We start from the raw sequence: 26541 nt of genomic DNA, 5'->3' as shown, positions 1-26541 counted from the left end.
CGGACGGGTGAGCACAGACGCGGTGGGGTTCGGGCTGTCAGGTGGTGCGGGTGGCGAGCCAGGCTTCGTGGGAGCGGGTGACGCGGGCCCACAGGTCGGTGCGGTCGTCGGCGGTGAGGGTGGGCAGGGCGAGGTGGAAGACGTCGTGGAGGGCTTCGAACCAGGCGGCGGGGGTGGCGAGTTCGTGTTCGCTGGTGCCGTCGGTGTCGGTGTGGCGCAGGATGCGGCCGCGCAGGACGTCGATGGTGGTGGCGTCGCGGCGGGCCACGACGGGGGTTTTGAGGTAGCCGGATTCGGGTGAGGTGGTGAGCCGCTCGTGCTCGCTGTCGAATGCGGTCATGTCGGCCGGTGCGGGGTCGTATTCCATGTGGTCGAAGTCGCCGGCGGGGTCGTGCTGGAAGCGCCAGCCGCCGGGTTCGGCGGTGGAGGGTGCCATGCGGAAGGTGGAGGGGCCCTGGCGGTAGGTGCCGGTCACCAGCGGGAGCGGTTCGTGGATGCCGTCGCCGAGGCCCGCGTCGACGAGCCATTCCTGGTCGCCGGTGCGGACGGTGAGGGCGAGGTGGTTGCCGCGGGCGCCTTCGGCTTCGGGGGTGCCGTGCACTCCGGCGTAGTGGCGGGTGACGTCGAAGCCGAGGGCGGCGAGCAGCAGGCCGAGGGCGCCGTTGGTCTGGTAGCAGTAGCCGCCGTGCCCGGCGGCGATGCGGCGCAGCGAGAGCAGCTGGTCGATGCCCGCGGGGCGGCCGAGGTAGGTGTCGATGTTCTCGTACGCCACGCGCTCGATCTGGGCGCGGTGGAGGGCGAACAGGGCCTCGACGGTGGGCTGTTGGGGCCGCTCCACCCCCAGGCGCTTCAGGTAGGCCGCCATGTCGGCGTCGGTCGGCCGGGTGTGCTGCGCTGCGGCTTCTGTCGTCACGGGTGGATCATCGCACCGGGCAGGGTGCGATGCCATGGGTGTCGTGAGGCGGGTCCGGGGGCGTCAGGCGGACTTGGCGATGGTCTCGTGGTGTCTGATGACCTCGGCGATGATGAAGTTGAGGAGCTTCTCGGCGAAGGCCGGGTCGAGCTTGGCGTTCTCGGCGAGGCGGCGCAGCCGGGCGATCTGTTCGGCTTCGCGCGAGGGGTCGGCCGGGGGGAGCTTGTGTTCGGCCTTGAGGTGGCCGACCTGCTGGGTGCATTTGAAGCGCTCGGCCAGCATGTGCACGACAGCCGCGTCGATGTTGTCGATGCTGTCGCGGAGCCGGGACAGCTCTGCCTGCACGGAGGGGTCGATCGTGGTCATGGTCATCGAGCTTACGTGGCGTGGCCCGGGATCGTCGGCGGATGTTCAGGATCCGGGATCCGGTGGCTCCAGCCGCCGGGGACGGAGCGGCCCTGCTGCTCGCGGAAGCGTACGGGTGCGATGCCGACGCGGCGGGTGAACAGGCGGGAGAAGTAGGCGGGGTCGTCGTAGCCGACGCGGCGGGCGACGGCCGCGACCGGCAGTTCTGTGGCGGCGAGGAGTTCTTTGGCGCGGCCGAGGCGGATGCCGAGGAGGTAGTCCTTGGGACTGCAGCCGGCGGCCCGGCGCACGGCGGTGCGCAGTTCGGCGGGGGTCATGCCGTGCCGGGAGGCGTGTTCGGCCACCGACAACGGCTGGAAGGCGTCGCGGGCCAGGGCGTCGAGGACGAGGTCGCCGTCGGGGGCGACGTCGGCGCGGGCGCGGCGCAGCGCGACGAGCAGTTCGTGGACGGCGGCGGCGGTCTCGACCTCCAGGAGGGGGTTGCCGCGGCGGGCGGCTCTCGCGATGCGGCCGACGGCCGCGCGGGCGCCCACGGTGTCGCTGAGCGGTACGACGGGCCGGTCGGGTTCGATGTAGCCGAGTTCGGTGTAGGTGGCGGCGGCGGGCCCGGTGAAGTCGACGAAGGACTCGTCCCAGCCGGTGGCGGGGTCGGGCCCGTAGTGGTGGGGCACGCCGGGGGTGAGCCAGATCAGGGCGGGTGCGGTGACGGGGATCTCGCGGCCGTCGGGGCCGCGGAACCAGCCGCCGCCGGCGCCGATGACGACGGCGACGTGGTGGTCCAGGGTGCGGGGTCCGACGGTGGGCAGCATGCCGTGCTGGAGGCCCACCCCGAGGCAGACCAGGCCGAGCCGGTGGTGGGCCGGACTCGGGGTGAAATAGCGCATCCAGGTGTGATACATGCCGGTTTCCGCTTCCTCCCGGGTCCCCCTTGCGTCCAATCAGCGCCGATCTTTGTCCATGGACCACCGCCGCGCCAGGGGCAAGAGTGGCCGGGCGTAGTGATCGAGAGAGATGGGCGGGCCGGCCGGTGGGCGACTTCACCGTGGGGGACGAGGACTTTCTGCTCGACGGGCGGCCGGTGCGCCTCCTGTCGGGCGCGCTGCACTATTTCCGGGTGCACGAGGCGCAGTGGGGCCACCGGCTCGCGATGCTGCGGGCGATGGGCCTGAACTGCGTGGAGACGTATGTTCCGTGGAACCTGCACGAGCCGTTCCTGGGCCGGTACGAGGATGTGGGGGCGCTGGGCCGCTTCCTGGACGCCGCACATGCGGCGGGCCTGTGGGCGATCGTGCGTCCCGGGCCCTACATCTGTGCCGAGTGGGAGAACGGGGGCCTCCCCCACTGGCTGACGGGCCGGCTCGGGCGCCGGGTGCGGACGGACGACTCCGAATACCTGGTCCATGTGAACCGCTGGTTCCGCACGCTGCTCCCCCAGGTCGCCGAGCGCCAGATCGACCGGGGCGGGCCGGTTCTCATGGTGCAGGTGGAGAACGAGTACGGCAGCTACGGCAGCGACCGGGGCTATCTGCGCCACCTCGCGGACCTGCTGCACGAGTGCGGTATCACCGTGCCGCTGTTCACCTCCGACGGACCCGAGGACCACATGCTGACCGGCGGCTCCCTGCCGGGCATCCTGGCCACGGCGAACTTCGGCACCGCCGCCCGCGAGGCCTTCGCGGTCCTCCGCCGCCACCGGCCGTCCGGCCCCCTGATGTGCATGGAGTTCTGGTGCGGCTGGTTCGACCACTGGGGCGCGGACCATGTGGTGCGGGACGCGGCGGACGCGGCGGCGACCCTGCGGGAGATCCTGGAGTGCGGGGCGTCGGTCAACATCTACATGGCACACGGCGGCACCAGCTTCGCGGGCTGGTCGGGTGCGAACCGGGCGGGCGACCTGCACGTGGGCGCGCTGGAGCCGACGGCGACGTCGTACGACTACGACGCGCCGATCGACGAGGCGGGCAGGCCGACGGAAAAGTTCTGGCGGTTCAGGGAGGTACTGGCGGCGTACGCGGATGGCCCGCTGCCCGAACTGCCGTCGGAACCACTGGAGTTGACGGGGCCGTTGCGGGTTGACGTGAATGACTGGGCACCCTTGAGCGACGTCCTCGATGCCCTGGGCGGGGAGGAGAGCGAGTGCCCGGTCCCGCCGACCTTCGAGGAGCTGGATGTGGACCGGGGTCTTGTCCGCTACCGCGTGGACGCCCCCGGGCCCAGGCAGCCGTATCCGCTCGGCGTGCTCGGGCTGCGCGATGTGGCGACGGTGTACGTGGACGGGGTACGGGCCGGGGTCCTGGACACCGAGGACGCGACGCTGGCGGATCCCGTGCCGGGGGGTGTGGAGATCGAGCTGTGGGTGGAGTCCCTCGGCCGGGTCAACTACGGGCCGCGCAGCGGGGAGCCGAAGGGGATCACGGGTGGGGTGCTGCATGAGCGGCAGTACCTGCACGGGGTGCGGGCGCGGGGGCTCCGCCTGGACGCCTTCGACTCGCCGGAGGCGGTGTCGAAGGTGCCCTTCGGCACGCCGCCGGGGGTGGGGACCGGGGCGACGGGCCTGTACCGGGGCGGGTTCGACCTGCCGTCGACGGCGCCCGGGGAGTCGTTCGCCCGACTCCGACTCCCCGGCTGGGGACGGGGGTTCGTGTGGGTGAACGGGTTCTGTCTGGGGCGGTACTGGGGGGTTGGTCCGGGGGTTTCGCTGTATGTGCCGGGGGTGGTGTTGCGGGCGGGGGCGAACGAGGTGTGGGTGCTGGAGCTGGAGGGGGCGGGTGGGGCGGTGACGCTGGGGTCATCCCCCACCCCGCCCCTTCCCGCTGTGGCACTCTGCGGCTCCGCCGCGTGGCGCCGGGGGTGAGGCCGCCGTCTCCGGGTGGGCCCAGGACGGGGTGTGCGCGGGGCGCGGCGTGACGGGATAGTCGGGGAGATCGGCCCCGCTGGGCGGCCAGGGAGAAAAGCTCTCCTGGTGGGTGTGGGGGTGGGTCTCGGTACTGCGGTTGTCGCTCATGCGGTTCATGCTCCCCTGCTTCCCTGATCCCTTGCAGGGGGCGGGGGGCTTGGGCTTGGGCACGTCGCCGACCGCGGACCGTACGTGGCTGCTCGCGCAGTTCCCCGCGCCCCCAGCCGGGGCGGTGCCGGCCCGCACCAGGGCGGTTCAGCCTGTCCGGCGATTGAGGACGAGCGCCCTTGAGGCGCGAACGGGGTCCGGGGCGGAGCCCCGGGAAACGAAACCCGGCTTCACCCCTTCCAACCCCCGGAGGGTCTCGGGGAGGGGTGGGGGCTAGGCCTCCCTGGCCTCGAACGCGTCCAGCGTCACCTCCGCCACCCCGTCGTCCCCCACCTTCCTCAGGCCGACCCAGGCCACCCCCACCTCCGGCGCGGTGAACTCGTAAGCGAACAGGGTGGGTTCCACGGCCACCGGAAGCGCCACCCGGGTCAGCTCGCGCGGGGCCGGCTCGTCCACCGCCGTGACCCACGCGTACTGCCCCGCCTTCTCGTTCTCGTACCGGAACGACACCCGGTACCGCCGCCCCGGCAGGAAGCGGACCGTATGGTCCACCGTCCGATAGACCAGGCCCTCGTTCTCGCCCCGCGACTTCAGCGACTCCGTGCCGTCGACCACGTCGTCGACCGCCTTGCCGTTCCAGCCCCGCTGGGTGAACGGCGCGTGCCGCTGCGCGATGTGGGTGCGCGGGTCCGTGGAGCCCCCCGCGTCGCCCTTCACGAAGACGCCCCAGCCGGACGGCACGTTCTGGAAGTCCTCGTAGGCGAGGGTGCCCGGGCGGGCGGTCGGCTCGGAACGCAGGACCCTTACGTTGTCGAAGCGGACCTGCGCCGGTCCCTCCTGCGCGCGCAGCGTCAGGGTCACCGGCCCGCCGCCCGGCGGCACCGTGAAGGGGACGGACATGCGCTGGAAGCGGGTGTCGTGTTTGCGGTCGGCGGCCACGTAGTTGCCCGCGGTCGAAACGTCGGTCCAGTTGGTGGCCGTGACCCCGTCGGCCGTGCGGACGTCGAGTGCCGCCCGGCGCCGCTCCCCCGGCTTCTCGCCCACCTCGACCTGTACGGACGCGGAGTACGTGCCCGGCGCGAGGCGGGCCAGGCGCTGGCTCACCGTCGCCGCGCCCCCTGCGGGCAGGACCAGTTCGTAGTCGCCGAGCGGGCTCGGGACGACCTTCGCCGTGCCCGTCACCTGCCAGCCTTCAAGGCTGCCGGAGTTGAACCCGGGGTCGCGGACGGGGGTGAACTGGCCCCAGTTCGCATCCCCTTGGGCTCGCGCCCGCTCCCGGTACACCACGTACGGCCGGCCCGCGTCCGCGTCCGCGATGGTGACCTCGCCCGCCCGGACCGGGAGGTCGCCGACGTATGCCCGGCCCTGGTCGGTCAGCCGGTACAGGGACACCTTGCGCACGCCCGACCAGCCGCGCGGCAGGCGCCAACTGCTCGTTCCGCCGCGTGGGTTGTAGTGGTAGAGCTTCGTGGGGTCGGTGGCGTTGCGGGGTTCCCACGGCAGGAGGTAGGTGCCGGCGTCGTACACGAGGCGGCCGTCGGTGGTGATGCGGCGCGCGCCCGTCGCGTCGGAGACCGAGGTGCGGGTGGGGCCGGCGAAGGTGACCTCGTGGTCGGTCCAGCGCTCGATGGGGTGGGCCTGGAGGTATTTGGCGGGCAGCGACTCCGTCCAGATCAGGTCGTAGAACGTCTTCCAGTCGGTCTTGCCGGTCCAGCCCTCGAAGTTGCCCATGTGGGCGTGGCCGAGCAGGGTGGGCCACTTGTTGGCGAAGACGTCCTTCTGGTGGTGCCGGATGAAGCGGATGAGCTGGGAGTTGATGCCGCGCGAGGTGTCGGGGCCGTAGTCCGTCTCGTTCGCCCAGTGCGACCACAGGGAGGAGCGCTCCAGGCCGTGGCCCCATTCGGAGGCGACGAGCCAGCCCTGGTCGCGCAGGGCGTGCTGGAGGCGGTCGGAGGTCCAGCCGGATTCGCGGAACACGTCGAGGTAGATCGCGTTCAGTCCCCGGTCGGTGTCGCGGCGCAGGTCGGCGAAGCGCTTGATGATGTCGCCGGAGACGAGGTCGCGGCGCTGGTCGATGCGGTAGGACTGGTCGAGCCAGTCCCACTGCCGGTTGGCCCTGTCGACGAGGGTCTCGGAGAAGGCGTTGGCGACGGGGTAGGACTCGGTGGCGTTCACGTGGACGGCGAAGTCGCTGTTCCACTTCTTGCCCTCGCGTACCAGGGAGTTGAGGTCGGCGAGGCCGCCCGCGCGTTTGTTGTAGTTGCCCGCGTAGTCGGGGTGGGCGGAGTCGTGTCCCTCCGACTGGTAGCCCTTGAGCAAGGTGTACTGGCGCAGCCCGTCGGTGGCGAGCGAGATCCGCTTCACGTTGTCGAGGGTGGCCAGGAACGGGTTGGTGGCCTGGGAGGCGAAGTTGAAGGGGATGTGCGCGACGACGCGCAGGTGCTGGTCGTCGGCGCCGAGCGGGGTGACCATGATGTCGCGGAACGCGATGGCGGCATCCTGCCAGTCGACGACTCCGTCGCCGCCCCGGTCGCCGGTGACGATGACGGTGGCGTACGGGAGGGGCTCGGTGGCGCCGGTCGGCGCGGTCGCGGCGCGATGGGTCCACTGGCCGGGCACGAGCTGTGCTTTGACGTAGCCGTCCCTCTTGAGGGTCTGGCGCCACAGCCGGCCGTTCTCCCAGGTGGCTCCGGGGGTGGCGGCGGGATTGTCGTAGACGGTGTTGGTCTCGATGGCTCCGCCGAGCGCGTGGTGGGCGAGGACCGCGTAGGCGCAGCCGGTGGGCCCCGCGTCCGGGACGGTGGTGGCGGTGGGCGTGACGAGGGTGTCGCCGCTCTTGGACTTGTCCAACTGGAGCCTGGCGGCGAGGAGTTGGGCTCCGGGCTGGTCGCTGCGTACGGAGAGCAGGGCGAGGCCGGGGATCTGGAGGGTGCCGACGCGCAGGGCGGCGGTGTCGTCGATGCGGGTGACCCGCCAGTCGACGCGGCGGCCGGTGACGCGGATCTCCACGGCTATCTCGGTGCCGCCGTCGAAGGCGAGGGTGTAGGCGATGCGGTCCCGGCCGGGGCGTGCGGTCACCCTGGGGGTGTGTGCGGCGCCGTCGATGAGGACGTCGGTGACGGGGTCCTCCTGGCCGTGCAGCACGGCGCCGGTGGCGCGGTCGGTGTACGACACGATGCGCGGGAACGCGGTGTCGACGCGGACGTCGAGTGCGGCGGAGCGCACCACCGTCTCCCCCGCCGTGCCTGCCGCGGCGAGCGCCGTCGAGGGGATGCCCAGGGTGGCTCCGGCGCCTGCCAGGGCGGTGGCCGCGACCACTGTCCTCCGCTTCGGCCCGTGCTGTTCGGCGTTCACGCTCGCTCCTTCTCGTGGCGGCTTCCGGTGCGGGCCACGATGTGCCGCACGGTGCGGGTGCGCCCATGGACAAAGAAGCGAGAAGTGTTGGACTAACGGGTTCCGGTGACGGGTGGGAGCGGGGGCCGCGCCGGCCCGGTTGGCGCTTACCGGCCGCAGGGGCGGCGGGCCTGCGGCCGGGGCGAATGGCAGAAAGGATCTGCCTCTGGTCTATGCCAATGGATGAATCGCCTGCTGTCCGTGGCGCCCGCCCGCGCATTGCGGAAACCGCGCTGTCCGAAAGGCGCGCCGGGCGCCGGGATGCCTCTTGCTTCTTTTCGGACAGACTCTCCGGAACTCCTCGGCTACCGAATGTGAGCCCCTACTGTTGTTCCTGCGAAGCGCTGGCCATGATCGAAAGCGAGCGCGCGGCGGACCGTCGCGCACTTGGCCGAATAGGGGCTCGGCCGAACGGTCGTGGAGTTCTTCGCCTTCGGGGAGCAAGAGGGGGGCGGGACGCCGATGATGCGGGTGAAACGGAACAGTATGGACGCGGGCGTTTCCCGGTGCGCCGCACTGTGGCGCGGAGTTCAGGACCGCCGTACTGACAGGTGCCGCAGAACGGGTGGACCAGGCCGGGCCGGCCCCTTCACGACGAACCTCACAACGACCATCACGTCGAACTTCACAACACACTTCACGACGGGCTTCACGACGGGCTTCACGACGAACAGATGCCGGCGCGGCCTCATTCCACGGAACCCGGACGAGGGCGGCCCCGGCCTCCGGCCATGACGAATGAGTGAACTTCCGGCCCCGTAAGGGGACATGAGGAATTCACCGGGATGTCGTCGGCCATCCCATTGACACGTGGCGCCCGGCGGGGAGCGGCCCCGGGGGCATTCCTTCCTGCGGTTGCGCCGATCATTCCTTCCCATCCCTCCGCGCCCATCCGGACGCGGGCCCGTGTCAACCCTGCGGGCCGCTCCTTTCCCAGGGCCGCGATCGCGCCTCGACCAGGTGCGCCGGACCCTTTCCCCGGACGTTTTCCCGATTGCCTCGGCAGCCTCCGGCCATCGCCATGTCCGGACGCGCCACATTCTTCAGAGGAGATCCCGTTGACGGAATACCGGTCGGAGAATCCCTTCGGTGTGCGGCCCGACGGCACGGAGCCGTTCTCCGCCCACGCGGGGGCCACGTCCTCGCCGCCTCGTGCGACAGGAACGCTCGAAAGCGGCCTATTACTGGAAGCGTTCGACGCCCAGCTCTTCCGTGAACAGTCCGAGACGGTCGTCGCCAAGCTGGAGAAACATCTGGCCGACTTCTCGATCAGGGGGCTCGACCTGACCGACCCCGCGATCCTCGTCGACGCGGCCAGGGCCCTGATGACCACGGAACGCGAACAGATCGCGGCCTTCGACGAGAACCGGCTCGCCGCGATCGTCGACCTGTACATCAAGACCGGAATCCAGGTGCATTCGCCCGGATACATGGGACGCCAGTTCTCGGGGGTCGTGCCGCTGTCCGGGGTCATCGACTTCGTGAGCTCGGTCGTCAACCAGCCGTCCTCGTTCTACGAGGCCGCCCAACTCCCCAATGTGGCCGAGAAGATCATGGCCGAGGAGCTGAACGCCTTCATCGGCTGGGACCCTGGCAGCTTCGCGATGGTGACCACCTCCGGAGGCTCGCTCGCCAACCTCACCGCGCTGCTCTCGGCCCGCAACCGGGCCTTCCCCGGGTACTGGTCGGAGGGTGGTTCGGCCCTGACGGGGCAGCTCAGGCCCGCCATCGCGGTCGGCGACGACGTCCACTACAGCGTGGCGCGGGCGGCCGGGGTACTGGGCATCGGCGACGCCCAGATCGTGCGGCTCCCACTGAACGAGAGGCACCAGATCTGTGTGGAGCGGGCGCGTCCGGTCCTGGACGCGGCCGAGCGGCGCGGCCTGAGGGTGTTCTGCCTGGTCGCCTCGGCCGGCACCACGCCGGTCGGCGCCTTCGACCCGCTGGACGAACTCGCGGGCCTGGCCCGCGAGCGCGATCTGTGGCTGCACGTCGACGGCGCACACGGCGCGAGCCTGCTGGTGTCCGACGAACTGCGGCACAAACTGCGGGGAATCGAGAAGGTGGATTCCCTGACGTGGGACGCGCACAAAATGATGTTCACGCCCGCGCCGTGCACGCTCCTTTTCTACCGGAACAGGGAGAACAGCCTCGGCGCGTTCCGCCAGCAGGCCAGTTACGTGTTCGACGAGGAGCCGGACATCTACACGGCCCTCGACAGCGGTGAGAAGAACTTCGAATGCACCAAGCGCCCGATGATCATGCCGCTGTGGGCACTGTGGGCAATCCACGGAAGGGCCCTGTTCGCCCAGAAGATCGAGTACCTGTGCCGTCTGACGGGCGACGTCCACCGAATACTGGAGGGCGAGCCGGACTTCGAGACGCTGCACCGGCCGGAGGCCAATATTCTCTGCTTCCGCTATCGCCCGCCGGGCCTGCGGGACGAGGATGTGCACGACTTCCAGGTGGAGATCAGGAATCGCATCAAATTCGAGGGCAACTTCTTCATCTCCAAGGTGAACGTGGGTGAATTCGCGGCCTTGCGCGTGGTCATGATGAACCATCAGGTCACTTCCGAGCACTTCCGCATGCTGCTCGGCGAAATCCGGCGGGTCGGCCAGGATCTGCTCCGCCAGACGCACCAGTCCCGGTAAGGACCGCCAACGAAGAGAGGTTGTCCATGAGTTCAGTGCACGAGCCGCAGGCCCGGGTGGCGCCCGGGGACGCCGGAGAGCTGGCGGGCTGGCTCATCCCGGACTGGGAGGTGAAACCGGATTCCGTCTCCGCCGTGCCGCATCTCGCCTCGTTCGCCAGCAAGATCCGCGAATGCGAACGGGTCTGCCAGAGCCCGTACAGCGAGATAGCACATGACATCCAGGACGCGTTGACGCTGCGCCGGCTCCAGCAGATGGTCAACACGACGATGCTGAATCCGCTGTGGCGGGACCGGCTCACCGAAGCCGGGGTCACCGGCGCTCCGGCCACCTTCGAGGAATGGCAGCGCATTCCGCTGTCCGACAAGGACACCCAGCGCGACTTCTTCATGGGCGACCGGCCCGGCATGGTCGTCCCGCTCGGCCACGGCGGATTCGAAATAGTGGCCAGCGGTGGCACCAGCGGCGGTCGCCCGCTCGAAATCGTTTATTCGCTGCGCGAGTTGCGGGACACGTACGAGATCGCCGGCCATTTCATGGGCACCTACCAGCTCGCCGCATACCTGCGGGGCGCCGATCCCAAATGGCTGTACACCACGCTGGCCGACTACCAGATGTGGAGCAGCGGCACCATGGTGGGCGGTGTTCTGCAGAACGTGCCGGGCGTCAACTACATCGGGGCGGGCCCGGTCACCGCCGGGGTCCTTGAGCACATGTTCTCCTACCCGGGGCCCAAGGCCCTGATGGGCATCACCGCGGGCATCGCGATCCTCGCCGAGCTCGGTGCGGGCATGAGCCGCGAGGCCCGGGACAGCTTCCGGGTCGCCCTGTACGGCAGCGGGGTCCTCGCCCAGCGCAAGCGGGCCGAGCTCCAGGCGATCTACCCGAACCTGGTGATCCTCAGCTACTTCGCGGCGACCCAGGCCGAGACCATCGGGCTCCAACTCCGCGCCGAATCACCGTACTTGGCGTCCGTGCCCGGCCTGCACCTGGTCGAGATCGTGGATGAGCGGGGGCGTTGGGTGGACGAGGGTGAGGAGGGCGAGCTGGTCGTGACGCGGCTGCACGCCCACGAGGCGCCGCTGCTCCGCCTCAAGCTGGGCGACCGGATGATCCGCCGGCCCCGTCTGGAGGGGCCGGGCCTGAAGACCCAGCAGTTCGAGTTCGCGGGGCGCACCGGCGACATCCTGCACCTGGCCGACAGCCAGTACTCGGCGGCCCGCGCCTATGACGCGCTGCGCGAGGAGCTGCGGACGGCCACCGCGGTGGACCTGGACGAGGTGGCGCACGAGGTGCAGTTCGTCAACCACCGTGAGGGGCGGACGATCACGCTGGTCGCCTCGGTGGACGACGTACCGGCCCTGACGTACCGCATGGACACCACGCTCGGCCCGTACGGGCTGCAGAGCGTGTTCGTCAACGCGGTGCCGCGCGCCCTGTCGCTGTTCAACCAGGGCGAGGCGAACCCGCTGTCGATCGAGAAGACCGGCTACCGCTTCCAGCTCAAGTTCGTCCCCAAGGCGTCCCCGGAGATCGAGCGGACGGCGGTGGGCAAGGTGCCGCTCGTGCGGGACCGGGGTTAGCGGCAGGCAGGCACAACTCCCCTACACCAGAACAGGAGTGAGGATGAACCCGAAGGTCAACATCGTCGTGGTCGTGGACGTCATCGGGGCGCTCTCGGACGGCACCCTGCGCAACGGGAACCTCTGCATGATCGACGACGGTTCGCTGGCGAGCACCGGGCAGGGCACCCCCGAGCTGGTCACGGTCGTCAAGCCCGGCCAGGTCGTCACCTGGTCCGCGCTCGCCGTGGACCTCCAGACCCCGGTCGAGATCAAGAGCATCACCTTTCTCGGCCCGGACGCCGACGGCGGGCACGAGGCCGAGCAGGCGCCCCCCGCCGCGCAGGCTCCCGTACCGCACGGCCAGGACGGTCACGCCGACGAGCGGCACAACCCCGAGCTGGACGTGTGGAGCGGGGTCGTTCCTTATCTGGCGCCGGGGGTCGCCCACCCGTACCGCCTCGAAGTGCAGATGTACGAGGGCGAGTACAGCACCCTGCACATCGAGTCGCCCGCACTGATGTGTCTGTAGCCGGAAGTCCGACGAGCAATACCCCCGACGAGAGATGAGGAAGGTGGGCTCATGCCCCAGCAGCTAGCGGTCATCGTGCTCGTGGACGTCGGCAACGCGCTGGAGTCCCAGACCCTGAACGGCAACACGTACCTGTTCGACAACATGAAGTTGCAGGGCTCCCAGAACCAGGGCACCGGCGACCTGGTGACCGCGATCAACGGCTCGTACTGGCAGGACGGTTCGCAGGCGAGCGAGCAGGTCCTCAACTGGCTTCCCTACAGCCTGGGTTCGATCCCGCCGACGGTGCCGCGCGGCTACGAGGCCGAGCGGGCGCGGCAGACCGACGAGCAGGCGCTCGCCGAGCTGGAGGACCTGGCGGTGAAGTCGAGTGCGGCCGGGGTGGACGCGGCGGCCGAGCTGAACCGGATCCGGCAGAGCGCGGGCCGCCGGGTGAAGACGACCCGGCGCACCCGGGGCCGCCTCTCGGGCCAGAAGGTCCTGGACGTGACGGGCAAGGTGGTCTCCAACGGCGGTACGGAGGCGCACAGTTACCCCGCTCCGGTGATCACCGACATCTACGGGCAGGCCGTCGACGAGAAGGTCATCTATCCCGCGGAGTACGGCTCGCCGGACCTGGTGACCGACGGCTGGTACTGGTCGGCGACGGTCGACACATCGCGTCCCGGCACCTACGCGTACACGATGCGGATCCAGCTGCACCGGCTGGTGCAGCAGGGCGGCGAGCCGCTGTGGGAGCCGGTGAACCTGACGTGCGAGTCGCGGATCAGGGTCATCACCGAGCCCAAGCGCAACGCCTTCACCAAGGCGGGGCTCGGTCTGCTGCCGATCCCGCCCCGCCCGTTCTCGTAGCGCCGGCGCTCGCAGGATCCCTGACCCAGCCAGAACGAGGAGGAGCAGATGACCACGAAACCGAGGCTGCGGGAGACCGGGGCCGCCGCCAAGCGGCCGATCTCGATCACCGCGGTGGTGGACTGCGTGGGGGCGCTCGCCTCCCACAGCGTGCACGGCCACCTGTATCTGTACGACACCAACAAGGCGGGCGGCTCGACCGGGTTCGGCACCGAGGAGCTGCGGACGAAGGTGAGGCGCGGCGACCAGCTGCTGTGGAACGTGCTCGCCCTGGAGTGCGAGGCGTTCGTCAGCATCGACGACATCGTGATCGACAGGGACGTCATCGAGCCGGAGCGGAAGATCTATCCCGGTACCGATGTCGCCTACTGGATCGGGACGGTGAAGAAGGACGACGTGCAGTCCGTGCCGTACCAGATCAAGTTCAAGGTGGGCACGAGGACCGATCCCATCACGACCACTCTGTCGCCGGCCCTGTTCGGCTGACCGGCGTGCCCGAAGGAGGAGCGTTGAGTACGAGTACGCGTACGCGCAGCAGCGAGGTGGAGAAGCAGAACCCCGGTCAGCTGAACTCCGTACAGCTCAATGTCGTGACGCTCGTGAACATGGGGCGGGCGGCGGCGACGGGTTCGCTGAAGGACTCCATGTACATGATGGACAACAGCGTGGGCGGCACCGGGCAGGGCACCCACCGGCTGGAGACGGTGTGCAAGCAGGGCCAGGTCCTGAACTGGATCATCCGGCCCATCGACATGGAGAAGCGCCCCGACGGCACCTGGCCGCCGATGCCGAAGATCAGCAGCCTGGTCTTCCTCGACACCGAGCGGGGTGACGAGGAGGACGTCATCGAGCGGAAGATCTGTACGGAGCTGAAGATCTACGGGATGCCGGACCGCATGCGCGACCCGTTCACGCCGGTCTACTACTACTGGGCGGGCACGATCCTGAGCACCACGCGGCCGGGTGTGTACCGCTATCGCCTGGTGGTGGAGCTGGAGCAGGACGGCAAGAAGGAGAAGTTGTATCTGAACACCGTGGAGCACCCCTCGATCCGGGTCCTCGCGGTCTGACTGGCTGCCCCGGCCGCCTCCGCATCGGTGGCCAGGGCCGGGGCGCGTCCGTCGGCGGGATCCGGCGGGCGCGCCCTACTCCTCGTCGAGGGGCAGGACCGCGGTGACCTGCCAGCCGCCTTCGGGGGTGGGGCCCGCGGCGAGTTCGCCGCCCATCGCGGTGACCCGTTCGGTGAGGCCTGCCAGGCCGAAGCCGCCGCCGCGGGCCTGTTCGGCGAGGGTGGCGGCGCTGGACCCGTCGTCGGCGACGCGCACTTCGAGGCGGCTGCCGGTGGTGCGGATGCCGATGCGTACGGCGGTGGCGTCCGCCGCGTGTTTGCGTACGTTGGTCAGGGATTCGCGGACCACCCGGTGGGCGAGGGCTGCGGCGTCGCCGGGCAGGTGTTCCTCCAGGCCGGTCTCGATGTACAGGACGGCCGGGGGTCCGGCGCGCGAGAAGCGGGCGGCGAGCTCGCGGACCTGGGCGAGGCCGGCCACCGGCTCGGTCTCCGCCTCGCCCTCGCGCAGCACGCGCACCAGGCGCCGCATCGCGCCGAGCGCCTCGCCGCCCGCCTCCTCGATGCGCGCGAAGGACTCGGCGGCGCGTTCGCCGGAGACGGCGGTGAAGCGGGCGGCCTGGGCCTGGACGACGATGCCGGTGACGTGGTGGGCGACCAAGTCGTGGAGTTCGCGGGCGAGTTCGATGCGCTCGGCGGTGCGCACGGCTTCGAGGTCGCGGACGCGCTGGCCCGACTGGGCGCGCAGGAGCAGCGAGTACGCGCTGACCACGACGGCGAGGACGGTGAAGAGCAGCGTGAACCGCCCGGGCTGGGCGTCGCGTACCGGCGCCGCCACACAGCCGAGGCCGAGCACCGGGCCGAGGAAGGCGGCGGTGCGGGCGGGGGCGTACAGGAGGACCGAGGACAGCAGCACCAGGAGGGCGATGGCCTCGCCCATGCCCCAGACGATCTCGGGGCGGCCGGTGAAGAGCAGGGCGGTCGCGGTCCAGCTGACGGCGGCCGCGGTCCAGGCGCGCGGAACGAGCGGGATCCTCCGCCAGGGCACCGCGCAGAAGCACACCACGATCCCGGCGCTCCACACGATGGCGTGCGGCCGGGTGGGCTGGCGGGCCAGGGCCACGCCTTCGTAGGTGACGAGGGCGACGAGGACGGCGGCGAGCAGGGGCCGGGCGGCGGCCGCGGCGCGCGGATGGCGGCGGAGCCAGCGGCGTAGGGGGCTCACGGGCTGCTCACGCGGCGCTCGTGGCGAGTCCGCTCTCCCAGGCCCAGGCGGCGATCTCGACGCGGTTGCGGGCGCCGAGTTTGCCCTGGACGTTGGCGAGGTGGGTCTTCACGGTGGACAGGGAGACGAACAGTTCGCCCGCGATCTCGGCGTTGGTGGCGCCGCGGGCCAGGCAGCGCACGACGTCGCGTTCGCGTTCGGTGAGCGGCTCGACCGGTTTGCGCACGCCGTCGGCGGGGCGGGCCGAGGCGAGTTCCTTCAGGAGCCGCACGGTGATCGCGGGCGAGACGAGGGAGTCCCCGGCGGCCGCGGCGCGCACCGCTTCGACGAGCATTTCGGGGCTGGCGTCCTTGAGGAGGAAGCCGCTGGCGCCGCCGTGCAGGGCCGCGTGGACGTATTCGTCGAGGTCGAAGGTGGTGCAGATGACGATGCGGGGGCGGTCGCGGCCGGCCAGGCGGCGGGTGACTTCGAGGCCGTCGAGGCCGGGCATCCGGATGTCGAGGAGCAGCACGTCCGGCTGGAGGCGCTCGACGGCTTCGAGGGCGGCGTGCCCGTCGACGACGTCGGCGAGGACCTCGATGTCGGCCCTGCTCTCCAGGATCATGCGGAAGCCGGTACGGACCATTTCCTGGTCGTCCGCGATGACCACTGTGATCGACATGCCCCTATATGAGCAGGTTCGGCCGGACGCCCGCAAATTCGGGGCGCCCGGCCGGGCCGGGGTCACGGGCACTGCGGCGCTACAGGTTCGAGGCGGCCTGTGCGATCGCGGTGGCGAAGGTCGAGACCTCGGAGTACACGCCGGGGTAGCCGGGCTCGGCGCAGCCGTTGCCCCAGCTGACTATGCCGACCTGGATCCAGGCGCCCGCGCCGTCCTTGCGGAACATGGGGCCGCCGGAGTCGCCCTGACAGGTGTCGACGCGGCCCTGGTCGAGATAGCCGGCGCAGATCTCGTCACCGGGTACGAGGTCGTCGCCGTACGCCTTCTTGCAGTCGGCGTCGGAGACGAAGGGGACGGTCGCCTTGTTGAGGTAGCGCTGCTGTCCGCCGCCTTCGTAGGTCGCGCCCCAGCCGACGATGGTGAAGGTGCCGCTGTTGTACGCGGTGGTGGTGGCGATCTTGAGGGTGGGCTGGTTGATGGGCTTGGCCAGCTTGATCAGCGCCCAGTCCTTGCCCTTGCCGTTGTAGCCGGGGGCTTGCAGGACCTTGGTGGACTTCACCTTGATCGCGCTTGAACTCTGGAGGTCGACGACGCCGCCGGTGGCGGTGATGGAGGTGTTGGCGCCGCTGCCGTCGACGCAGTGGGCGGCGGTGAGCACGATCTGCTGGGTGTAGAGGGCGCCGCCGCAGCCCATGGAGAGCCGCACCATGAACGGGAACTCGCCCTGGGCGGCCCGCTGCCCGCCGACGACGGGCGTGGGCGAGGCGGGTGCGGCGGGCGAGGCGAAGGCGTCGGTGGCGGGCAGGCTGAACGCGGCGGCGAGGACGGCCGTGACGGCCAGGCATCTGCGCAGGGCTCGCACGATTCTCTTCAACTGACTGCCTCTCGTGGGGGGTTGGCTGTCACACGCACGGACGGCCCCGACGGTTCTGTCATGGGCGCGTCAATACGTTGCGGGGATTATGGAGCCGGTCCCCCCTCCCCTCACAAGGCGCACTTTCCGGCCAGCGTGCGGACGGGACCGCCGCCGCCCGGCGCCCGTACAGTGGAATCCGGTCCGCGGTTCGGAACGGGGGTGGCAGGGTGGGCACGTCGAGCCCGGTCGTGCACGGGTATCCGCACCTCGCCACGGTGCGCGCGGCCATCACGGCACTGCACAAGCGGCTGTCCCCGGAGGGGCTGCGGGGGTACGGGACGAGCGTGCTGCCCGCCGACGTTGCCTTCGCCGACCACGACGACCTGCACCTGGGGGCCCAGCGGGTGGCCCGCGCGCTCGTCCAGCACCTGCATCTGCCCGATGCCCGGATGATCGTGGGCTTCCGCGAGATGCAGCACGCGGCGAGCGTCGAACTGGCGGCGGGGCCCGAGTACTTCATCGAGCTGAACGACCGGTTCCGCAGCCACCGCCGGGACATCGGGGCGGCGCTCGCGCACGAGATCACCCATGTGCTGCTCCACCGCCTGGACCTGACGTTCCCCGGCACCCGCGACAACGAGATCCTCACGGACACGGCGACGACCTACCTGGGTGCGGGGTGGCTGCTCCTCGACGCGTTCCGCGAGGACGGGGTGTCCAGCCAGAAGCTGGGCTATCTGACGCCGGAGGAGTTCGGGTACGTCCTGGCCAAGCGGGCGTCGCTGTTCGGCGAGGACCCCTCGCCGTGGTTCACCAGCCCGCAGGCGTACCCCGCGTACACGGCGGGCGCGGCGCAGGCCCGCCGGGACGCGTCGCAACCCCCGCTCGTCGCGGCGGGCTGGACGGGACGGCGCCGCTACGCGAAGGACCGCCGGTACGCCGCCGAGCACGGCGGAGCCTGGACGGAGCCCGGCTCGCCCTACGCCTTCGAACCCGGCCCGGACGGGCTGAGGGTGCGCTTCGCATGCCCGAGGTGCTGCCAGCGGATTCGGGTGGGGGTGCGGGGGCGGGTGCGGGCGCGGTGCGGGTTGTGCGGGGCGGTACTGGACTGCGACACGTAGCGCTCCGCGGGGGTGGGGGGCTTCGAGTGCGGGCCGCTCGAAGGCCTTTGCGCAGTTCCCCGCGCCCCTCATTTCCTTTCGCCTGCGGGCCGTCGAGGGCCGGTCGCGCAGTTCCCCGCGCCCCTGGCAGGGCTGATGCGGGCTCCCTCGGGCTTGCGACCCGAACCCTCTGACGCACTTTGACTGCGCGCCGCCCGTAGTTGCTCGCACAGTTCCCCCGCGCCCCTGGCAGCGTCGATCCTGGCCGGCATCGGCACTTTCAGCCTGTCATGGGGGTCCCCCCTGGCCCTTGAGGCCTTGGGGGAGATTGAGGACGAGCGTCCTCGAGGCGCGAACGGGGTCTGGGGCGGAGCCCCAGGGGCCCCGGGTCGCGGCGGTGGCCGAAACTCGCTGACCGGATCCGACCGGCAAACGCATCGCGCACGTCGCCCCGCGTTCACCACCGGGACACCCACCACCCCCGTAATGGAGTTGTCTGTACAACAGTTGTCCGTACAACTTGGAGCCCCTGTGATCCCCCCTCGCATACGCACCGCCGGCCTCGCCATGACCCTGGCCGCCTCCGCGTTCGCCCTCGCCGCCTGCGGCGCCAAGTCCGACGCCTCGACCGGCGCGGCCGACGGCGGCAAGGGCGGCAAGAGCCCCGCGGCCGCCACCTCCGCGAAGGACGCGGGCGGCATGGACGCGCTGATCGCCGCCGCGAAGAAGGAGGGCACGCTCAACGCGATCGCCATCCCTCGCGACTGGGCGAACTACGGCGCTCTCATCGACGGCTTCACCAAGAAGTACGGCATCAAGGTGTCGGTCGAGAACCCGGACGGCACCAGCGCGGATGAGATCAACGCCGTCAAGACCCGCAAGGGCCAGGACCGCGCCCCCGACGTTCTCGACCTCGGCGCCTCCTTCGCGCAGTCCGCGGGCGAGCAGGGCCTGACCGCCCCGTACAAGGTCGAGGGCTTCGACAAGATTCCGGCGGCGCAGAAGGACGCGAAGGGCCGCTGGTTCAACGACTACGGCGGCTACGTCTCGATCGGCTGCGACGCCAAGCGCGTCAAGGTGTGCCCGCAGACGTTCGCCGATCTGCTCAAGCCCGAGTACAAGGGCCAGGTCGCCCTCAACGGCAACCCCACCAAGTCCGGTTCGGCCTTCGCCGGGGTGTACGCAGCCTCGCTCGCCAACGGCGGTTCGCTCGACAACATCCAGCCCGGCCTCGACTTCTTCGCCAAACTGAAGAAGGCCGGCAACTACAACCCGGTGGAGTCGACCCCGGCCACCGTCGAAAAGGGCGAGACGCCCATCTCCATCGACTGGGACTACCTGAACGCCGGCTACGCCGACCAGTTCAAGGGCAAGGGCCTCGACTGGAAGACCGCGGTTCCCACCGACGGCGTCTATGCCCAGTACTACTCGCAGGCCATCAACAAGGACGCCCCGCACCCGGCGGCCGCCCGCCTGTGGCAGGAGTACCTGTACTCCACCGAGGGCCAGAACCTGTGGCTGAAGGGGTACGCCCGCCCGGTGCTCATGCCCGCCCTGGACAAGGACGGCACGCTCGACAAGGCCGCCGCCGCCAAGCTCCCGCAGGTCTCCGGCACCCCCACCTTCCCCACCGAGGCGCAGAACACCCAGGCGAAGACGGTCCTCGCCAATGGCTGGGCCAAGGCGATCTCGGGCTGATCACTCCATGACCCTCACCACGACCACCTCAACTCCGGCCGCTGTCACGGCAGTTGAGCGTCCGACGCAGCGCCGGGGCCGCAGGCGCCCCGGCGCCTGGCTGGCGGCGGTTCCGCTGCTCGCGTTCGTCGCGCTCGCCTTCGGCGTCCCGGCCGTCGCCATGCTGAACGGCGCACTGTCCGTCGACGGCTCGTACGGGCTCGGCAACATGAGCCAGTCCGTGCACGGCGCGTATTGGACGGCCCTGCTCGGCAGCGTGAAGCTCGCGGCCACCACCGCGGCCATCGCCGCCGTGCTCGGCCTGCTGCTCGCGCAGGCCGTCGTCACCTCGCGCGGCAAGGCGCTGCGCGAGGCCGTGCTCACCGCCTCGGGCGTGCTCGCCAACTTCGGCGGTGTGCCACTGGCCTTCGCCTTCGTCGCCACCCTCGGCAACGCGGGCGTCATCACCACCAGGCTGGGCCTGGCCCAGCACGGCTGGAGCCTCTACAGCTTCTGGGGCCTGGCCCTCACCTACCTGTACTTCCTCATCCCGCTGATGGTGCTCACCGTGGCGCCGGCCCTGGACGGGCTTCGCCCGCAGTGGCGCGAGGCGGCCCGGAGCAGCGGCGCGAGCGCCTGGCAGTACTGGCGCCACGTCGGCGTCCCGGTGCTGCTTCCCACCCTGCTCGGCGGCTTCGTCCTGCTGTTCGGCAGCGCGTTCGCCGCGTACGCCACGGCCGCCTCGATGGTGGGCAGTTCGGTGCCGCTGGTCACGATGCAGATCGCGGACGCGCTGTCCGGCAACGTGCTGGTCGGCCAGGAGAACGTGGCGCTCGCACTCAGCCTCGACATGGTGATCGTCGCCCTGTTGGTGATGGCCGTGCACCTGCCGCTGCAGCGAAGGAGCGCCCGATGGCTCGCCTGACGTATCCCCTGCGCCCGTGGCGCGGCGCGGTCCTGCTGATCGCGGGCATCTATTTCCTGGTGCCGCTGCTCGCCTCCCTCGTCTTCACGGTGGACGTGCCCGGGCAGGGCCTCACCCTGGAGTCGTACACGCAGATCTTCAGTGCCGACGGGTTCACCGCGGCGCTGCTGAGGTCGGTCGGACTCGCCCTGTGCACGGTCGCGCTCGCCCTGCTCCTGACACTGCCGGCCGCGCTCGCGGTGCGGCTCTCCGGTTCGGGGCGGCTGCGGGCGGTGCTCGAAGTGGTGTGCACGCTGCCGCTTGTGGTGCCGCCGGTCGCGCTGGTCGCGGGTCTGGGCACGGTCCTGAAGTGGGGCCCGGACCATCTCGCCACGACCCCGCTGTACCAGACGTTCGTGGCGATCCAGAACCCGTCGTTCCCCCTGGTCCTGGTCTTCGCGTACGTCGTGATGGCGCTGCCGTTCGTGTACCGCTCGCTGGACGCGGGCCTGAGGGCCGTCGATGTGCGCACCCTGGTGGAGGCGGCCCGCGATCTGGGCGCGTCCTGGCCGCGGGCGCTGTTCGCGGTCGTGCTGCCCAATCTGCGCACCGCGCTCCTCAATGCCTCGTTCCTGGCGCTGGCCCTGGTGCTCGGCGAGTTCACCGTGGCCTCGCTGCTCGGATTCCAGCCGTTCGCGGTGTGGATCGTGCAGGCCTCCGGCGACAACGCCCAGCTGTCGGTGGCGGTTTCGCTGCTCAGCCTGCTGCTCACCTGGGGGCTGCTGCTCGTGGTGACCGGCCTCGCCCGCACCCGTGGCACCCGTGGCGCCCGCAAGTCTCGTAAGAAGGAAGCCGTCTGATGACCACCGCACCGCCTCGCACCGGCACCGCCCTCACCATCCGGGGCCTGCGCCGCACCTTCGGGTCCGCCGTGGCCCTCGACGGGCTCGACCTCGATGTCGCGCCGGGTGAACTCCTGGCGCTGCTCGGCCCGTCGGGCTGCGGCAAGACCACCGCACTGCGGGTCCTCGCGGGCTTCGAGCGGCCCGACGCGGGCGAGGTGCTGCTCGACGGCGAGGACATCGTGCCGGTGCCGGCCAACCGGCGCGACACCGGCATGGTCTTCCAGTCGTACAGCCTCTTCCCGCATCTGAGCGCGGCCGACAACGTGGCCTTCGGCATGAAGATGCGCAAGGTCCCGGCGCCCCGACGCCGGGCCCGCGCGGCAGAGTTGATGGAACTGGTCGGCCTGCCCGAGCACGGCGACCGCTTCCCGCACCAGCTCTCGGGCGGCCAGCAACAGCGCGTGGCGCTCGCCCGCGCGCTCGCCCTCCAGCCGCGGCTGCTGCTCCTGGACGAGCCGCTCTCCGCCCTGGACGCCAAGGTCCGCGTCCAGCTGCGCGAGGAGATCCGGCGCCTCCAGCTGGAGCTCGGCATCACGACCGTGTTCGTCACCCACGACCAGGAGGAGGCCCTCTCGATGGCCGACAAGGTCGCGGTGATGAAGGGCGGACGGCTCGAACAGTGCGCGGCTCCGGCCGAGTTGTACGACCGTCCGGCGACCGCGTTCGTGGCCTCGTTCGTCGGCACGATGAACCGGGTCCCGGGCAAGCCGACCTCCGACGGCCTCGCCGAGGTGCTCGGCGTACGCCTCCCGGTGGACGGCCCGGCGACGGGCTCGGTGTTCCTGCTGCGCCCGGAAGCCCTGGAGGTGACGGAGGGCGGCCCCGACACCGTGACGTCCTCCTCCTTCCACGGCGCGAGCACCCGCCTGACCGTGCGTCTCGCGGACGGCACCGAGGTCAAGGCCGACCTGCCCTCGCACGCCGCCGGCTCGTTCGGCGCGGGCGCGAGCGTCACCGTACGGCCGCAGCGGCGTCCCGTGCTCGCGGCCGGTGAGGCGGCGTGAGCGGGCTGCGGGCGGTCCTGTTCGACATGGACGGCACCCTCGTCGACACGGAGGAGGCCTGGGTGGAGGTCGTGGAAAGGGCGGCGGCCCGCTACGGGCACGCGCTGGTGGGCGAGGAGCGCCGCTCGGTGTACGGCCGCTCGGTGGAGGACACGGCCGAGCTGCTTCACGTGTCGCTGGGCGCCCGGCGCGAGGAACTGGCGGCGGAACTGGGCGCGGACTTCACAGCACGCCTGGCGGACGGCGCCGAACCGCGCCCGGGCGCCCTCCAGCTCCTGCGCATGTTGCGGGAGTCGGGGGTGCTGACCGCACTGGTGTCGGCATCACCGAGCGCGATAGTCCGCAGGGTCGCGACCTCCCTCGACGGCCACCGGTTCGACGCGGTGTACGGGGCGGAGGACACCGAGCGCACCAAGCCGGCGCCGGACCCGTACCTGGCGGCGGCCGCGGCGCTGGGCGCCGACCCGGCGCGGTGTGTGGCGGTCGAGGACACGGCGACGGGCGTGGCATCGGCGGAGGCCGCGGGGTGCGTGGTGCTCGCGGTTCCGTCGGTGGAACCCATAGCGCCCGCCGCGGGCAGAACGGTGCTGACTAGTCTGGAGGAGGCGGACCTCACCTTGCTCCGCTCAATGATTGCCAGTTGAGGGGGCCCGGGGTGTCCAGCAAGTCGCCGCTGTACCGGAAAGTGGCCGGTGATCTGCGGACCGCCATCGCGGCGGGCGAGTACGGCTCGGGCGCGAGGCTGCCCGCCGAGGACGAACTGGCCCGCCGGTACGGCGTGTCGAGAGGAACGGTCCGCCAGGCCCTCGCGTCGTTGCGCGCCGACGGCCTGGTGACCTCGCGCCGCGGCGCCCGCCGGGTGGTCCTTGGCGGCGCGCCTCGACTGCAGAGCTTCGGGGAGCTGCGCTCGTTCGCCCGCTGGGCCCGCTCACTGGGCGAGGAACCGGGCGGCCGGACGGTGGCGGTGGACCCGGCGGAAGCCACGGAGGAGGAGGCCCACCACCTCCAGCTACCTCCAGGCACAAGGGTGTTCAGAGTTCGCCGAGTCCGTACGCTGTCCGGCGCGCCGGTGATGGTGGAGCGCTCGACGTACCCGGAGCGAATCGGCCTGCTGGTGGCGGAGATGGACGTGGACGAGGTGTCGCACTCCCACCAACTGGAGCTGCACGGCGTCCTGTTCACGGACGCGCACCACACCATCGACGTGGCCCCGGCGGACGCGGACGACGCGCAGCTGCTCGGCTGCGGGGTGGGCCACGCCCTCCTGCGCGAACGCCGCCGCTCGACGGACCCGGCGGGCACGCCGGTGGAGTGGTCGGAGGACCGCTATCTGCCGGGGACGGTGGCGTTCACGGTGCACAACTCGGTGGCGACGAGTGCGCTGGGGAGGCAGCTGGGGGAGGAGTGAGGCGGGGCCCCCTCCGGGCCCCTCCGGATCCCCCCAGCCGCACCCCGCACATCACGAAGGCCCGCCCCGCCCCCGAAGGGGCGGGGCGGGCCTCGTCACAGGTGGGCCGGCCCCCGGCTCAGCAGCCGAAGTCGACCCGGCTGAACGTGGCGTAGTGGTCGGCGGTGTAGTAGTCCTCGTGGGTCTGCTCACCCGCGATGATCCGGCGCGTGCCGCGCGTCGGCGCACCCGGGGTGATCACGGTGTACTCGTGGTAGTAGCCGCTGCTCTGGCTCGGGAGCGCGTGCTCGCGGTTGTCGAAGACGATGCCGTCCCTGGGGTACGGGAACGGGCCGCCCTGGTCGATGAGGCCGATCGTGTCGTGCGCCTGGGACGGCAGCGCCGAGTAACAGACGTTGCCGACCGACTTCACGGACACGGAGGCGGAGACGGCGGTGGCCGTGGGGGCGGCCGAGGCGCTGCCGGCGACCGGGCCGGCGAGGAGGGCGGCGGCTACCGCGAAGGCGCCGCCAAGGGCTGCGAAACGTGGGGGGATTGTCATGTGCACCATGATGACGCGCGTAGAGCGGAGGCCGTCAACGCCAACTCCGTTGATTTTTCTACCTGTTAACCAAGGCGGTCATGTGCGTAATGCAAGCGCCACGAGCGGTTAAGGCGTGTGCAACCTGAGATCGCTTCCGCGCCCCTACCTCGACCCGTACACCACCCCTGGAGTCTCCGCCTCCGCCAGGAGTTTCAGTGCTGCCTCGCCCGCCTCGCGCGGGGTCCACCGGGCGCCCTTGTCGCTCGTCGGGCCCGGGCGCCAGCCCTCCATCACGGTGATGCGGCCCGCCTCCGCCTCGAAGACCCGGCCCGTGACGCCCTCGCTCGCCGCCGAGCCCAGCCACACCACGAGGGGTGAGACGTTCTCCGGGGCCATCGCGTCGAACGCCCCGACCGCCCCCGGCGCCGCCATCGCCTCCGCGAACGTTCCCTCGGTCATCCGGGTGCGGGCCGCCGGGGCGATCGCGTTGACCTGGACTCCGTACCGGCCCATCTCCGCCGCCGCGACCAGGGTGAGCCCCACGATCCCCGCCTTCGCGGCGCTGTAGTTCCCCTGCCCGACAGAGCCCAAAAGACCTGCTCCGGAGCTGGTGTTGACCACCCTTGCCGCGACCTCGCGGCCCGCCTTCGCCTCGGCCCGCCAGTACGCGGCGGCGTACTTCAGCGGCAGGAAGTGGCCCTTCAGATGGACCCGCACGACCGCGTCCCAGTCGTCCTCGTCCAGGTTGACCAGCATCCGGTCGCGCAGGAACCCCGCGTTGTTGACCAGGGTGTGCAGCGCCCCGAACGCGTCCACCGCCGTCGCGATCAGCGAGGCCGCGCCCTGGGTCGTCGCGATGTCCCCGCCGTGCGCCACCGCCTCGCCGCCCGCCGCCTGGATCTCGTCCACCACGGACTGCGCGGGCCCGGCCACAGGGGTCTCCCCTGGTCGAGCGGAGCCGAGACCTCGGGGAACACCCTCCCCGTCGACTCCGACGCCCAGATCGTTGACCACGACCCGCGCCCCCTGCTCGGCGAACGCCAGCGCATGGGCGCGGCCAAGGCCCCGTCCCGCGCCGGTCACGACCACGACCCGCCCCTCGCACAAACCGCTCATCTTCCGTTCCCTCCGGTCTTGTTGACGTTTGCCGCGGCCAGGAACGCCGGGCGTTCGCCGCCGCCGTGGACGAGCAGCGACGCTCCGCTGATGTACGACGCCTTCGCCGAGGCCAGGAAGACCGCCGCCTCCCCCACCTCCTCCGGCTCGGCGAGCCGGCCGAGCGGCACGGTCGCGCCCACGCGCGCGACGCCCTCCGCGTCGCCGTAGTGCAGCTCGCTCAGTTCCGTGCGGACCATCCCGAGGACCAGGGTGTTGACCCGGACCTCGGGCGCCCACTCCACCGCCATCGAGCGGGCCAGGCTCTCCAGGCCCGCCTTCGCGGCGCCGTACGCGGCCGAACCCGGCGACGGCCGCACCCCGCTCACGCTGCCGATCATCACGACCGAGCCGCGAGCCGCCCTCAGATGCGGCCGGGCGGCGAGCGACGCGGTCAGCGGGGCCGTCAGGTTCAGGTCGACGACACGTGCGTGGCGCTCGGCCTCGCCCTCGTCGAGCAGCCGGTACGGGGTGCCGCCCGCGTTGTTGACCAGCGCATCGAGGCGCCCGTAATCCGCGGCCACCGAGGCGAAGAAGGCCCGTACGCCGTCGGGTTCGCGCAGGTCGAGGGGGCGGAACTCGGCCTTGCGGCCGCCGAGTTCGACGGGTTCGTCCGGCGGTCTGCGCGCACACACGACCACGTCCGCGCCCGCCCCGAGGAACGCCTTCGCGATGCCCGCGCCCACGCCCCGGGTGCCACCGGTGACGACGACTGCCTTCCCGGCCAGCTCCATCCGCTGCTACCTTCCTGACTCAACACCTGACCTAACAAATGTTTGGT

The 26541-nt window shown here is 71.0% G+C and carries 24 protein-coding genes; 14 read left to right on the top strand and 10 right to left on the bottom strand.

The window, feature by feature from the left end; all coding sequences use genetic code 11:
- Positions 1–37 precede the first annotated feature (37 nt).
- From IE206_RS07395 to IE206_RS07385, 3 genes are all read right to left on the bottom strand, one after another.
- Positions 38–913: an arylamine N-acetyltransferase family protein gene (locus tag IE206_RS07395; protein WP_226598765.1), complete on the bottom strand. Its 876-nt coding sequence runs from the start codon at positions 911–913 to the stop codon at positions 38–40.
- Between the two features lie 63 nt (positions 914–976).
- Positions 977–1285 carry a chorismate mutase gene (locus IE206_RS07390; protein ID WP_189961194.1) on the bottom strand — a complete coding sequence of 103 codons (309 nt, stop codon included), beginning with the start codon at positions 1283–1285 and terminating at the stop codon, positions 977–979.
- 5 nt (positions 1286–1290) lie between these two features.
- The gene (locus IE206_RS07385) at positions 1291–2178 is read right to left on the bottom strand and encodes a helix-turn-helix domain-containing protein (RefSeq protein ID WP_189961193.1); all 888 of its coding nucleotides are present in this window, start codon (positions 2176–2178) and stop codon (positions 1291–1293) included.
- A gap of 128 nt (positions 2179–2306) precedes the next feature.
- On the opposite strand from IE206_RS07385, the gene IE206_RS07380 reads away from it, so the two are divergent.
- Positions 2307–4133, top strand: coding sequence for a glycoside hydrolase family 35 protein (locus IE206_RS07380; protein WP_189961192.1), 1827 nt, complete (start codon positions 2307–2309; stop codon positions 4131–4133).
- Between the two features lie 423 nt (positions 4134–4556).
- On the opposite strand, the gene IE206_RS07375 is transcribed toward IE206_RS07380, so the two are convergent.
- Positions 4557–7637: an endo-alpha-N-acetylgalactosaminidase family protein gene (locus tag IE206_RS07375; protein WP_189961191.1), complete on the bottom strand. Its 3081-nt coding sequence runs from the start codon at positions 7635–7637 to the stop codon at positions 4557–4559.
- A gap of 1097 nt (positions 7638–8734) precedes the next feature.
- On the opposite strand from IE206_RS07375, the gene IE206_RS07370 reads away from it, so the two are divergent.
- Genes IE206_RS07370 through IE206_RS07345 form a run of 6 tightly spaced genes read left to right on the top strand, consistent with a single transcriptional unit; the run spans position 8735 to position 14346 of the window.
- On the top strand, positions 8735–10330 hold the full coding sequence (locus tag IE206_RS07370) for a pyridoxal phosphate-dependent decarboxylase family protein (protein ID WP_189961190.1): 1596 nt from the start codon (positions 8735–8737) through the stop codon (positions 10328–10330).
- A 26-nt stretch (positions 10331–10356) separates the two neighbouring features.
- Positions 10357–11913: a phenylacetate--CoA ligase family protein gene (locus tag IE206_RS07365; RefSeq protein ID WP_189961189.1), complete on the top strand. Its 1557-nt coding sequence runs from the start codon at positions 10357–10359 to the stop codon at positions 11911–11913.
- Positions 11914–11956: 43 nt separating this feature from the next.
- Positions 11957–12424 carry a DUF8788 domain-containing protein gene (locus tag IE206_RS07360; RefSeq protein ID WP_189961188.1) on the top strand — a complete coding sequence of 156 codons (468 nt, stop codon included), beginning with the start codon at positions 11957–11959 and terminating at the stop codon, positions 12422–12424.
- 51 nt (positions 12425–12475) lie between these two features.
- Positions 12476–13276: a DUF8788 domain-containing protein gene (locus IE206_RS07355; protein ID WP_189961187.1), complete on the top strand. Its 801-nt coding sequence runs from the start codon at positions 12476–12478 to the stop codon at positions 13274–13276.
- A gap of 48 nt (positions 13277–13324) precedes the next feature.
- Positions 13325–13762 (top strand): DUF8788 domain-containing protein, encoded by a 438-nt coding sequence (locus IE206_RS07350; RefSeq protein ID WP_189961186.1) that lies wholly within the window; start codon positions 13325–13327, stop codon positions 13760–13762.
- A 23-nt stretch (positions 13763–13785) separates the two neighbouring features.
- A complete protein-coding gene (locus tag IE206_RS07345; protein ID WP_114035799.1) occupies positions 13786–14346 on the top strand; it encodes a DUF8788 domain-containing protein in 561 nt (186 codons plus the stop codon).
- Positions 14347–14421: 75 nt separating this feature from the next.
- On the opposite strand, the gene IE206_RS07340 is transcribed toward IE206_RS07345, so the two are convergent.
- From IE206_RS07340 to IE206_RS07330, 3 genes are all read right to left on the bottom strand, one after another.
- Positions 14422–15567 carry a sensor histidine kinase gene (locus IE206_RS07340; RefSeq protein WP_189961185.1) on the bottom strand — a complete coding sequence of 382 codons (1146 nt, stop codon included), beginning with the start codon at positions 15565–15567 and terminating at the stop codon, positions 14422–14424.
- A gap of 7 nt (positions 15568–15574) precedes the next feature.
- Positions 15575–16228: a response regulator gene (locus tag IE206_RS07335; protein WP_189961184.1), complete on the bottom strand. Its 654-nt coding sequence runs from the start codon at positions 16226–16228 to the stop codon at positions 15575–15577.
- A 79-nt stretch (positions 16229–16307) separates the two neighbouring features.
- Positions 16308–17102: a S1 family peptidase gene (locus IE206_RS07330; RefSeq protein WP_189961183.1), complete on the bottom strand. Its 795-nt coding sequence runs from the start codon at positions 17100–17102 to the stop codon at positions 16308–16310.
- Between the two features lie 209 nt (positions 17103–17311).
- Between IE206_RS07330 and IE206_RS07325 the strand changes: the two genes are divergently transcribed.
- The 7 genes from IE206_RS07325 to IE206_RS07295 all read left to right on the top strand — a co-directional run bounded on the left by IE206_RS07325 (position 17312) and on the right by IE206_RS07295 (position 24082).
- On the top strand, positions 17312–18205 hold the full coding sequence (locus IE206_RS07325; RefSeq protein ID WP_189961182.1) for a hypothetical protein: 894 nt from the start codon (positions 17312–17314) through the stop codon (positions 18203–18205).
- Positions 18206–18751: 546 nt separating this feature from the next.
- Complete coding sequence (locus tag IE206_RS07320; RefSeq protein ID WP_226598839.1) at positions 18752–19882, top strand: ABC transporter substrate-binding protein; 1131 nt, start codon at positions 18752–18754, stop codon at positions 19880–19882.
- Positions 19883–19889: 7 nt separating this feature from the next.
- On the top strand, positions 19890–20786 hold the full coding sequence (locus IE206_RS07315; RefSeq protein WP_189961180.1) for an ABC transporter permease: 897 nt from the start codon (positions 19890–19892) through the stop codon (positions 20784–20786).
- Entirely contained in the window at positions 20774–21625 is an 852-nt protein-coding gene (locus IE206_RS07310) for an ABC transporter permease (RefSeq protein ID WP_189961179.1), read from the top strand. The genes IE206_RS07315 and IE206_RS07310 overlap by 13 nt, the downstream gene beginning before the upstream one ends.
- Positions 21625–22674: an ABC transporter ATP-binding protein gene (locus IE206_RS07305; protein ID WP_189961178.1), complete on the top strand. Its 1050-nt coding sequence runs from the start codon at positions 21625–21627 to the stop codon at positions 22672–22674. The genes IE206_RS07310 and IE206_RS07305 overlap by 1 nt, the downstream gene beginning before the upstream one ends.
- Positions 22671–23318 (top strand): HAD family hydrolase, encoded by a 648-nt coding sequence (locus IE206_RS07300; RefSeq protein WP_226598766.1) that lies wholly within the window; start codon positions 22671–22673, stop codon positions 23316–23318. Before IE206_RS07305 ends, IE206_RS07300 begins: the two co-directional genes overlap by 4 nt.
- Before the next feature lie 11 nt (positions 23319–23329).
- A complete protein-coding gene (locus IE206_RS07295) occupies positions 23330–24082 on the top strand; it encodes a GntR family transcriptional regulator (protein ID WP_189961177.1) in 753 nt (250 codons plus the stop codon).
- A gap of 118 nt (positions 24083–24200) precedes the next feature.
- Here the strand turns inward: IE206_RS07295 and IE206_RS07290 are convergent, their stop codons facing one another.
- The 3 genes from IE206_RS07290 to IE206_RS07280 all read right to left on the bottom strand — a co-directional run bounded on the left by IE206_RS07290 (position 24201) and on the right by IE206_RS07280 (position 26494).
- On the bottom strand, positions 24201–24623 hold the full coding sequence (locus IE206_RS07290; RefSeq protein WP_189961176.1) for a guanyl-specific ribonuclease: 423 nt from the start codon (positions 24621–24623) through the stop codon (positions 24201–24203).
- Between the two features lie 144 nt (positions 24624–24767).
- Positions 24768–25721, bottom strand: a complete 954-nt coding sequence (locus IE206_RS07285; RefSeq protein ID WP_189961175.1) for an SDR family oxidoreductase — start codon at positions 25719–25721, stop codon at positions 24768–24770.
- The gene (locus IE206_RS07280) at positions 25718–26494 is read right to left on the bottom strand and encodes an SDR family oxidoreductase (RefSeq protein WP_189961174.1); all 777 of its coding nucleotides are present in this window, start codon (positions 26492–26494) and stop codon (positions 25718–25720) included. The genes IE206_RS07285 and IE206_RS07280 overlap by 4 nt, the downstream gene beginning before the upstream one ends.
- Between the last annotated feature and the right edge of the window lie 47 nt (positions 26495–26541).

Source organism: Streptomyces violascens (assembly GCF_014649955.1).
GTDB lineage: Bacteria > Actinomycetota > Actinomycetes > Streptomycetales > Streptomycetaceae > Streptomyces > Streptomyces violascens.
This window is presented reverse-complemented; position numbering and strand designations above follow the sequence as displayed.